Consider the following 10,321-nt stretch of genomic DNA (forward strand, 5'->3'; position numbering starts at 1 on the left):
ACCCTCTCGTGGCGGCCATGCGTCCCCCGGAGAGGGCACGGAGTTGTCCACAGAGGTGGATTTCTCCACAGAACAACGGGCCTCGCTGGTTCACGACCCCGAAGACATGGGAGGCTCTGTTCATTGCGAGCCTGAAGTCGAGGAGAGTGAATCCTTGCGGTCCGACGCCAACATCGCGGGACCGATGACCGATCCGGTCCCCGGTCCCCGTACCGAGTCGATGGGGGAGGATGTTTCACGTGAAACACCGCCCCCGATGGACGACACTCCCATCGGTCGTGCTGCCCAACTGGCGGTGGAGGCTCTCGGCCGCGCCGGCGAGGGCCTCCCACGGCCTGACCAAACCCGCGTGATGGTGGTCGCCAACCAGAAGGGCGGGGTGGGCAAGACCACGACCACGGTCAACCTTGCCGCTTCGCTTGCTCTCCACGGTGGGCGCGTCCTGGTGGTCGACCTCGACCCTCAGGGCAATGCCTCCACCGCGCTGGGCATTGACCATCACGCCGAAGTTCCTTCGATCTACGACGTGCTGATCGACAGCAAGCCACTCTCCGAGGTTGTTCAGCCAGTACCTGATGTCGAGGGTCTCTTCTGTGCACCTGCCACGATCGATCTCGCCGGTGCGGAGATCGAGCTGGTGTCATTGGTGGCACGAGAGAGCCGGCTGGAGCGGGCGATCCAGGCGTACGAGCAGCCGCTGGACTACATCCTGATCGACTGCCCGCCCTCGCTGGGCCTCCTGACGGTCAACGCTCTCGTAGCAGGTGCCGAGGTGCTCATCCCGATTCAGTGCGAGTACTACGCGCTGGAGGGCCTGGGCCAACTGCTGCGCAACGTCGATCTGGTGCGGGGGCACCTCAACCCCAACCTGCATGTCTCGACGATCCTGCTCACCATGTACGACGGCCGGACCCGCCTCGCGTCCCAGGTCGCCGACGAGGTGCGCAGTCACTTCGGCGATGAGGTGCTACGGACGAGCATTCCGCGCTCGGTCCGTATCTCCGAGGCCCCCAGTTACGGTCAGACGGTTCTGACCTACGACCCGGGGTCGAGCGGTGCCCTCTCCTATCTGGAGGCGGCACGAGAGATCGCGCTGCGCGGAGTCGGAGTGGCCTACGACGCGCAGCATGCCCACATGGGCGCACACAACGAACAGAGCATGGTGGAGGGGATCCAGTGAGCGAGCGACGGAGGGGGTTGGGCCGTGGTCTCGGCGCACTGATCCCGGCTGCACCGACAGGAGAGAAGGCGGCGCCACCCGCGATGGGCGGCGGGTCCACATCGCCGGGGGCCGTGCCCGTGCTCACCGCAGAGCGCGGGGTGGCGGCGGCCAAGGTGGCCGCACTTCCGGCAGCCCATGTTTCACATGAAACAGAGGAGCCGTCGGCGAGCGTATTCGGTGAGGCTCCGTCGGCGCCCGTCGGCGCCTACTTCGCCGAGCTGCCTCTCGACTCCATCACCGCGAACCCGCGCCAGCCCCGTGAGGTCTTCGACGAGGACGCTCTCGCGGAACTCGTCACCTCCATCAAGGAGGTCGGCCTTCTCCAGCCGGTCGTCGTACGGCAGATGGGTCCGGCGCGCTACGAGCTCATCATGGGCGAGCGGCGCTGGCGGGCCTGCCGTGAGGCAGGGCTCGACGCCATCCCGGCGATCGTGCGGGCCACGGATGACGAGAAGCTTCTCCTGGACGCGCTCCTGGAGAACCTGCACCGTGCTCAGCTGAACCCGCTGGAAGAGGCTGCCGCCTACGACCAGTTGCTCAAGGACTTCAACTGCACGCACGACCAGCTGGCCGACCGGATCGGCCGTTCGCGCCCTCAGGTCTCCAACACCCTGCGTCTGCTGAAGCTGTCGCCGTCGGTCCAGCGCCGCGTGGCCGCCGGGGTGCTCTCCGCCGGACACGCGCGAGCCCTGCTCTCCGTGGACGACTCGGAGGAGCAGGACCGACTGGCTCACCGGATCGTGGCCGAGGGGCTCTCGGTGCGAGCGGTCGAGGAGATCGTCACGCTCATGGGCTCGCGGCCTCAGTCGGCCGCACGCTCCAAGGGGCCGCGAGCCGGCACACGGCTCTCCCCGGCCCTGAGTGACCTCGCGACCCGTCTCTCGGACCGCTTCGAGACTCGGGTGAAGGTCGACCTCGGCCAGAAGAAGGGCAAGATCACCGTCGAGTTCGCCTCGATGGACGACCTTGAGCGCATCCTCGGCTCCCTCGCCCCGGGCGAGGGACCGGTTCTGCAGAAGAGCCTCCTGGACGACGACTCCGAGGAGACGGAAGCCTGAGGCCTGGGTCGGCCGGTCGATTTCGACCGGCCGACCAGCGAAGCGGGCCGTGTCCGGTGTGTACCGGAACACGGCCCGCTCTTTGCTTTCAGGCGGTATCGATGGAATCGCATCGTGGATACGATGCGTTCGGGTATGGCGCATCCACCTGGCAGCACCTTTATGGGGAGGCGAGGGGCCATGCGAACGGTGAGCCGGACCGGACTGGTGAGCGCGGGCCTGGGGCTCGGCGCGGTCGGCGGTTTCGTCGGCAGCCTGCTCAGGGAACGGAGCGCTCTGACAGCCGCTCGCGACGCTGCGGGCGAGGAAAGTGAGGAACTGCCTTCATGGGGCGCCGGCTCGCACCGCTCACGCTGGACAACCTTCAGGACCTTCCCAAGCGCTGTCGCGCGTGTGTCTTCTGGGAGCTGGACCCAGTCAGCGGTCAGGCCGCGGTAAAGGCAGGAACACCAGAGCTGGAGAAAGAGGCGTGGATCTCCGCCGTCCTGCTCGAATGGGGATCCTGCGGCCGGGTCGTGTACGTGGATGACGTGCCGGCGGGCTTCGTGCTCTACGCGCCGCCCGCCTATGTGCCGCGCGCGACGGCCTTCCCCACAAGCCCGGTCTCCCCTGATGCGGTCCAGCTGATGACCGCCTTCATCACGCCGGGCTTTCAGGGGCAGGGACTCGGACGTGTGATGGTCCAGACGGTCGCCAAGGATCTGCTCCGGCGGGGCTTCAAGGCGATCGAGGCCTTCGGGGACTCCCGCTGGAAGGAGCCGGCCTGCGTCCTGCCCGCCGACCATCTCCTGGCCGTGGGATTCAAGACGGTCCGGCCGCACCCGACGTACCCGCGACTGCGCCTGGAGCTGCGTACGACGCTCTCCTGGAAGGAGGACGTGGAGTTGGCGCTCGACAGATTGCTGGGGGCCGTACAGAAGGAGCCGGTGCTGCGTCCGCTGTAGAACGCTCTCGGGTCTGTAGGCGAGGCGCTTGCGACATTGGCCGTACATGCGGATGGGCCAGCCCGTCCGGGCTGGCCCATCCGTGTTTCACGTGAAACATCGCCGCCTGCTGTGGGCGGCTTGCCGAACTACTCGGAGATGAAGTCCTCAAGGTCCCGCACGATCGCGGCCTTCGGCTTGGCACCGACGATGGTCTTGGCGACCTCGCCACCCTGGTAGACGTTCAGGGTCGGGATGGACATGACGCCGTACTTGGCGGCCGTACCCGGGTTCTCGTCGATGTTGAGCTTGACGATCTCGATCTTGTCGCCGTACTCGGCGGCGATCGCCTCAAGGGACGGAGCGATCTGGCGGCACGGACCGCACCAGGCGGCCCAGAAGTCCACCAGGACGGGCTTGTCGCTCTTGAGAACGTCCTGCTCGAAGGAATCGTCGGTCACGTGCTTGAGGGTGCCGGCCACGGCGGGCTCCTTAACTGGTTGGTGCGGTGGGGCGGGAAGGGGGTCAGACAGCGGTCTTCTCGGGCTCCGCGGCGGCCTCGCCGTCCGCGAGGGCGGAGAGGAAGCGCTCGGCGTCGAGAGCGGCGGAGCAGCCGGTGCCGGCCGCGGTGATCGCCTGGCGGTAGGTGTGGTCGACGACGTCGCCGGCGCCGAAGACACCCGTCAGGTTGGTGCGGGTCGAGGGTGCCTCGACCTTGAGGTAGCCCTCCCCGTCCAGGTCGAGCTGGCCCTTGAAGAGCTCGGTGCGCGGGTCGTGGCCGATCGCGATGAACAGGCCGGTGACGGGCAGCTCGGACGTCTCGCCGGTCTTGAGGTTCCGCAGCTGCAGACCGGAGAGCTTCTGGTCGCCCTGGATCTCGGCGACCTCGCTGTCCCAGACGAACTTGATCTTCGGGTCGGCGAAGGCACGCTCCTGCATCGCCTTGGACGCGCGCAGCGTGTCGCGGCGGTGGACGATCGTCACGGACTTGGCGAACCGGGAGAGGAAGGTCGCTTCCTCCATGGCGGTGTCGCCGCCGCCGATCACGGCGATGTCCTGGTCCTTGAAGAAGAAGCCGTCACAGGTCGCGCACCAGGAGACGCCACGTCCGGAGAGGGCGTCCTCCTTGGGCAGACCCAGCTTGCGGTGCTGCGACCCGGTGGTGACGATGATCGTCTTCGCCCGGTGCACGGTGCCTGCCGTGTCCGTGACGGTCTTGATCTCACCGCTGAGGTCGACCGTGACAATGTCGTCCGGTACCAGCTCGGCACCGAAGCGCTCGGCCTGCGCACGCATGTTGTCCATGAGCTCGGGGCCCATGACGCCGTCCTGGAAGCCGGGGAAGTTCTCCACCTCAGTGGTGTTCATCAGCGCACCGCCTGCGGTGACGGCGCCCTCGAACACCAGCGGCTTAAGCGACGCGCGCGCGGTGTAGAGCGCCGCCGTGTAGCCGGCGGGCCCGGAGCCGATGATGATCACGTTACGGACGTCGCTCACGGAATGATTCCTCGTCTCTGGAGACTGCTTCGTACGACTGGTGGGAGCCTCTCTCAGAACTCTCACCCCACCCAACGGATCCTAAGGGGCGCGCATTCCCGCTGTGTCCGGGCACACGAAGACGCGTCACCGCGCGGGGACGCCAGGGATAGCACAGAGGGGCTCAGGACGGTCCGCGGCGGAGGCGGGCTCGCTCAGCTCCGCGCGTAGGTGTGCTCCAGCAGAACCTTGCCGGCGGAGATCGACGGCTTGTCCACACAGGCAGAGTCCACGACGTAGGCCGTGACGCGTGTGGTGTCGGAGACGTCGGGCAGCACCACGAGATACGCCTCCTTGCCCTCGTAGGAGCCTTCCTTGAAGGCGAGCGGTTCCGCGTCTCGACCGATTCCCTGTGTGATGCACCCGGGAACCGAGACCGAGGGCGTGTTCAGGATGTGCGGCCCCTCAGTGGACTGGGTGCCGTACGGGTTGGAGGTGCGAGGGCCGCCGTCCTTCTTGGTGTCGGCCTTGTTCAGAAGATCCGCGACCTGGCCCTTGAGCGTGCCCTCAGCGAGGGTATTCGCGGAGTCGCTCTGCCGGGGAGACGCCGCCGGGGAGTCGTTGTCCGAGGCGTTGTTGCTCAGTGACTGGAACAGCAGACCGCCGAGTCCGAGTGCGGCGGCCGTGAACACGGCGCTCAGGACCGCAGTCCTGCGGCGTGCACGAGGCGGGCGGTTCGCGCGGCCCGGGCCGGTGGCGGCGCGGGGGCGTCCCGCGGGACGGTCTGCCGCAGTCGATGTTTCACGTGAAACATCGCTGCCGTCGTCGTCGCCTTCATCGGGCAGGGGGCGCGAAGTGCCGACGGACGCGAGAGTGGCTGTGGTGTCGTCTTCGGGGACCGTGGCATTCAGCAGGGCCTCAGCGGCGAGCGCGGCGTCGATGCGTCCCGCGACATCGTCGGGCATGCGGGGCGGGCCCGGCAGCGTGCCGAGCAGGCCTCGGATCTCCTCCAGCGAGTCGTACACGTCGGCGCAGAGCACGCAGTCGTCCAGATGCCGTCGCACGTCCGCCGTACGGGTGGGAGGGAGCAGACCCTCGGTGAGGTCGGAGATCTCCTCGACGTCCGGGTGCCCGGCTTTGTCGGTCGTGGATGTCACGCTCGCCCACCTCCGCCCTTCACAGCAGCTGAATCGCTTGGTCCATCGTGTTCTCCCGCTGCGGGTGGGACGGATGCCCCCTGCGTGCGGTTCCGTCCCTCACCCGACTTCTTGCTCGCTCTGTCGCTCCCGCTGTCCGTACGCAGGTGTTTGAGCAGCGGGAGAAGTCTGGCTCTGCCACGCGCGCAGCGGCTCTTGACCGTGCCGGTCGGCACATCGAGCAGGCTGGCCGCCTCCGCCACGGGATAGCCCTGCATGTCCACCAGGACGAGGGCTGCCCGCTGGTCGGGAGGCAGAGTGCCCAGTGCCTCCAACAGTTCGCGGTGCAGATCGTTGCGCTCGGCCGGCGCGGAGGCCGACTCGTGAGGTTCCAGGAGCTGTTCGAGACGTTCCGTGTCGTCCACGGGGGATGTCTTCCTGGAAGCCGCCTTGCGCGCGCGGTCCAGGCAGGCGTTCACCGTGATCCGGTGCAGCCACGTTGTGACGGCCGACTGGCCACGGAAGGTGTGGGCGGCCCGGTAGGCGGAGACGAGGGCGTCCTGGACGGCGTCAGCGGCCTCCTCGCGGTCGCCCAGCGTCCGCAGCGCCACCGCCCAGAGCCGATCACGGTGACGCCGCACTATCTCGCCGAAGGCGTCGGGATCACCCGCCACATGACGGGCGAGGAGGTCCTGATCGCTCACTTCGCTGAATCCGGCGCCGTCCGCCATCGAACCCCCTCCCCCTCCGGTGGATGCTCAGCGGGTGAACTTCACATCGGTGATGGCCTGCTTGTACCCGGCGTCGCTGAACTGGTCACCGGGTGCGTACGGCAGCGCAGTGAACCACACCAGCACGTACTGGGTCTTCAGTTTCTTGTCGGCCTTCACCTTCGCGGTGGTCCCGCTCGTGGTCAGGGTCCCGATCTTCTGCATGGAGCTCAGCGACGTCGAGGAGCTCATGGAATCCGTCGCGTACAGCGAGACCGTCGTGTGGTTACCGCCGAACCGGAGACCTATCGAGGCGGCAGAGATCTCCTGCTTCGAGCCGAGGTCGTAGACGATGCCGACGCCGGGCTTGAATGCCGGGTTCATCTCCGGACCGTCCAGGAAGCTCTTGCTCCGCCAGTACGTCGAGCTGTCGCCGTCGTAGGTCTTGGCCACGTCCCCCGCCGCCTGGGCCGAACCCTTCGCGACGTACTCCTCGGCGCCCTCGATGGTGATCGGCTTGACCGGCTTCGCGTTGTCGCCGCTCTTGTCGTTCCCGTCCGTCGTCTGGGTGTCGCCGGTGTCGTCTGACTTCCCGCGGTCCATGAGCGCGTCCGCGAGCTGCCAGCTGCCGAGACCGAGCGCGGCGATCAGAAGGGCGGACACCGCCCACTTGAGGGCCTTGCCGGTACGCGTCTGCAGCGGAGGCAGGGGAGTCGGTACCGGCTGGGTGGCCCCCGGGTGGGACGAGGGGCGGCCGTAGTTGCCCTGCTGGTACGTCGTGCGCTGGTAGTCCGGCGGCGCCGTGAACGCGGGCTCCGGTGGCCGGATGCGAGGCATCTCGCCGACCGCCTTCACCAGTTCCTCCGGCGTGGTGCACGGGGGCTCCTGGCGGGAAGCGGTCGCGCCGTCGTTGACGAGCGCGCGCATCGCGAGCTCCGAAAGGCCCCGGTGCACACCTGCGCGTACCTGGTCGGGGGCGATGAGGCCCACGCCCTTGGGAAGCCCGGAGAGGCCGTAGGCGTCGTCCTCGTACGGCCAGCGCTGGGTGAGCGTGGCGTACAGAAGGGCGCCGATCGCCTCCGTGTCGGTGCGTTGGGGGGTGTCCGAGCTGATGCCGCGCAGCGCCGCGTTCACGGCGAGGCCGCGGATGCGCCACTGCCCGGACGACGTGCGCAGCACGGCGCCAGGGGTCAGCTTCAGATGCGCCAGCCCCTCACGGTGTGCGGCGGCCATCGCCTGGGAGACCTGGCTGACCATCTGGTACGCCTCGTGCACCTCCAGCGGGCCGGCGGCCAGGAGCGCCGTCAGCTCCGTGGCATCCGGCAGCCACTCGTGCACCACATAGACGAGGTCGTTCTCCTCGACCGCGTCCAGGACCTGGACGAAGCGGGGATCGCCCAGAAGGGCGGAAGAACGTGCCGCCGCCAGGACGGAGCGCGCTCGTGGATGGTCGGCGGGCAGCAAGTGCACACCGACGGCGCGGCGGAGTTTCTCGTCCACCGCACGCCAACTGCTGAAACCGTCCAGACGGGTGACGCACTCTTCCAGACGGTAGCGTCTGGCGAGTTTGTGACCGCTGTGCAGCTCGGGTGGCGAGGTCCTGCCAGGGCTCTCGTTCCCCCCGCTCCCCTGTTCCTCTTCGCTCTCCGAGCTGTCCGTGTCCCGCTCCCGGTTCTGGGCCACCCCGTCGGCCGTGGACTGGTCCGCCTTCGCGGTCAGCGGCTCGTCGCCGCTGTTGTCTGCCACGTCGACGGCAGCCGTGCTCCGTTCCGCCACCGTCGTTCCTGCCTCCCCATCCATTACGCGCTGTCCGACGCCAAAGCCAATTGTGCCCACAGTCCGCCCCTATGCACGACACGCGGTCGCGCACGATGGTTGTGCGCCTACCCCAGTCTCAGCGCCCAAGGCGCCCGCGGACCATGCCGACCATTCCGTTCAGCTCCTCGATGCGCATCCGCCGCGCCGCGACGTAGAAGACACCGAGCAGTACGACACCACCGCCGAGCAGGGAGGCGAACGAGCCGCCGACGCCCTGTCCCAGTGTGTGGCCGATTCCATAGCAGGCCGCACCACTGAGCAGTGCGGCCGGCACCGACGCGATACCGAGCCGTGCGTACGTGCGCAGGACCCGGCCGCCGTCCAGGTCGCCGCCCAGCCGCTTGCGCAGCCGGCTCCACGCGACCCCGACGCCGATCGCGTAGGCAAGACCGTACGACGCGGCCATGCCCGCCACCGCCCAGCGCGGGGGAAGCAGGAAGAAACAGAGCGCCGAGGCCCCGGCGTTGACGGCGGCCACGATGACCGTGTTGTAGAAGGGGGTCCGGGTGTCCTCGTACGCGTAGAAGGCGCGCAGCACGACGTACTGCACGGAGTACGGGATCAGGCCCAGGCCGAAGGCCATCAGCATGTAGCCCATGTTCGTCGCCTCGCTGGTCCCGGAGGAGCCGAACATCAGCGTGCACATCGGGATGCCGAGCGCGACGAAGCCGAAGGAGATCGGCACGATCGCCACGGCGGTCGTACGCAGACCTTGCGAGATGTCGTCGCGGACCGCGCCGCTGTCGCCCTCATGGGCGGAACGCGACAGGCGAGGCAGCAGGGCGGCCATCAGGGAGACCGTGATGATGGCCTGCGGGAGGCCCCAGATGAGCTGGGCGTTGGCGTAGGCCGCGAAGCCGGTGCCGTCGACCGGCGAGTCCTTGCCCGCCGCGGTGGACAGCTGGGTCACGACGATCGCGCCGGCCTGGTTGGCGAGGACGAAGAGCACGGTCCACTTGGCGAGCATCGCGGCCTTGCCGAGGCCGTGGCCCTTCCAGTCGAAGCGCAGCCGCAGCCGGAAACCGGTCTCGCGGAGGTACGGGATCATCGCGAGTGCCTGTACGACGAGGCCGAGCAGGACGCCGATGCCGAGAAGCCGCTCGCCCTCCGGCGGAATGGTCGCGGCTTCCATGCCGGAGTTCTCCGCGGTGCCGTACACCCAGATGAACAGTCCGAGCGTCACGATGATGACGACGTTGTTGAGGACCGGGGTCCACATCATCGCGCCGAACCGTCCGCGCGCGTTCAGGATCTGGCCCATCACCACGTGGATGCCCATGAAGAAGATCGTGGGCAGGAAGTAGCGGGCGAAGGTGACAGCGACGTCGTTGGCCGCCGCGTCTCTGGCGACCGGCGTCGACAGCACGCGGACCAGGTACGGAGCGGCGAGCACCGCGAGCGCGGTGAGCGCTCCGAGAACCACGACGACGAGGGTCAGCAGCCGGTTGGCGAACGCCTCACCACCGTCCTCGTCGTCCTTCATGGCGCGCACCAGCTGCGGTACGAAGACGGAGTTGAGGCCGCCGCCGACGGTCAGGATGTAGATCATCGTCGGCAGCTGGTAGGCGACCTGGAAGGTGTCGCCGAGGAGGCCGACGCCCAGCGCCGCGACGATCAGCGCGGAGCGGATGAAGCCGGTGAGACGGGACACCATGGTGCCCGCCGCCATGACCGCACTGGACTTCAGCAGGCCGGACGCACGGCCACCGGACTTCTTCGCGGCAGCCGGCGCAGGTGCGGGCGGGGGTGTCGAGGGCGGCTCGGCAGCCGGAGCGGGTTCCGGCGTCGGAGAGGGCACGCTGGGCGGACCCCCCGCGGGCGGGTACGCGCCGCCCTGCTGCTGGTCCCGGAAGAGGTGAGCGAAGGCGTCCGGCTCGTGGCGCTGCTCGCCGGCCTGGGTCACCAGGTCGTCGACGCCCACGAACTGGGTCGTACGGGGGTCGTCGCCGTACGGCAGGTACTGGGTGGGGCCCTCCGG

The 10,321-nt window shown here is 68.4% G+C and carries 9 protein-coding genes; 3 read left to right on the forward strand and 6 right to left on the reverse strand.

Annotated features, from left to right (window positions below; all coding sequences use genetic code 11):
• Positions 1-106: 106 nt before the first annotated feature.
• The 3 genes from AOK17_RS07175 to AOK17_RS07185 all read left to right on the forward strand — a co-directional run bounded on the left by AOK17_RS07175 (position 107) and on the right by AOK17_RS07185 (position 3,224).
• Complete coding sequence (locus tag AOK17_RS07175; protein WP_079052842.1) at positions 107-1,180, forward strand: ParA family protein; 1,074 nt, start codon at positions 107-109, stop codon at positions 1,178-1,180.
• Entirely contained in the window at positions 1,177-2,280 is a 1,104-nt protein-coding gene (locus tag AOK17_RS07180) for a ParB/RepB/Spo0J family partition protein (protein ID WP_055611480.1), read from the forward strand. Before AOK17_RS07175 ends, AOK17_RS07180 begins: the two co-directional genes overlap by 4 nt.
• A 326-nt stretch (positions 2,281-2,606) precedes the next feature.
• Positions 2,607-3,224: a GNAT family N-acetyltransferase gene (locus AOK17_RS07185; RefSeq protein ID WP_055611481.1), complete on the forward strand. Its 618-nt coding sequence runs from the start codon at positions 2,607-2,609 to the stop codon at positions 3,222-3,224.
• A gap of 128 nt (positions 3,225-3,352) precedes the next feature.
• On the opposite strand, the gene trxA is transcribed toward AOK17_RS07185, so the two are convergent.
• The 6 genes from trxA to murJ all read right to left on the reverse strand — a co-directional run.
• Entirely contained in the window at positions 3,353-3,685 is a 333-nt protein-coding gene (gene trxA, locus AOK17_RS07190; RefSeq protein ID WP_055611482.1) for a thioredoxin, read from the reverse strand.
• A gap of 43 nt (positions 3,686-3,728) precedes the next feature.
• Positions 3,729-4,700 (reverse strand): thioredoxin-disulfide reductase, encoded by a 972-nt coding sequence (gene trxB, locus AOK17_RS07195; RefSeq protein WP_055611483.1) that lies wholly within the window; start codon positions 4,698-4,700, stop codon positions 3,729-3,731.
• A gap of 194 nt (positions 4,701-4,894) precedes the next feature.
• On the reverse strand, positions 4,895-5,836 hold the full coding sequence (locus AOK17_RS07200; RefSeq protein ID WP_055611484.1) for an anti-sigma factor family protein: 942 nt from the start codon (positions 5,834-5,836) through the stop codon (positions 4,895-4,897).
• Entirely contained in the window at positions 5,833-6,546 is a 714-nt protein-coding gene (gene sigM, locus AOK17_RS07205) for an RNA polymerase sigma factor SigM (RefSeq protein ID WP_055611485.1), read from the reverse strand. The genes AOK17_RS07200 and sigM overlap by 4 nt, the downstream gene beginning before the upstream one ends.
• 27 nt (positions 6,547-6,573) lie before the next feature.
• On the reverse strand, positions 6,574-8,301 hold the full coding sequence (locus AOK17_RS07210; protein WP_055611486.1) for a protein kinase family protein: 1,728 nt from the start codon (positions 8,299-8,301) through the stop codon (positions 6,574-6,576).
• A 118-nt stretch (positions 8,302-8,419) separates the two neighbouring features.
• Positions 8,420-10,321, reverse strand: a 1,902-nt coding sequence (gene murJ, locus AOK17_RS07215; RefSeq protein WP_055611487.1) for a murein biosynthesis integral membrane protein MurJ, incomplete at its 5' end; no start/stop codon positions are given.

The sequence above is a fragment of the Streptomyces phaeochromogenes genome, assembly GCF_001418655.1.
Lineage (GTDB): Bacteria > Actinomycetota > Actinomycetes > Streptomycetales > Streptomycetaceae > Streptomyces > Streptomyces phaeochromogenes.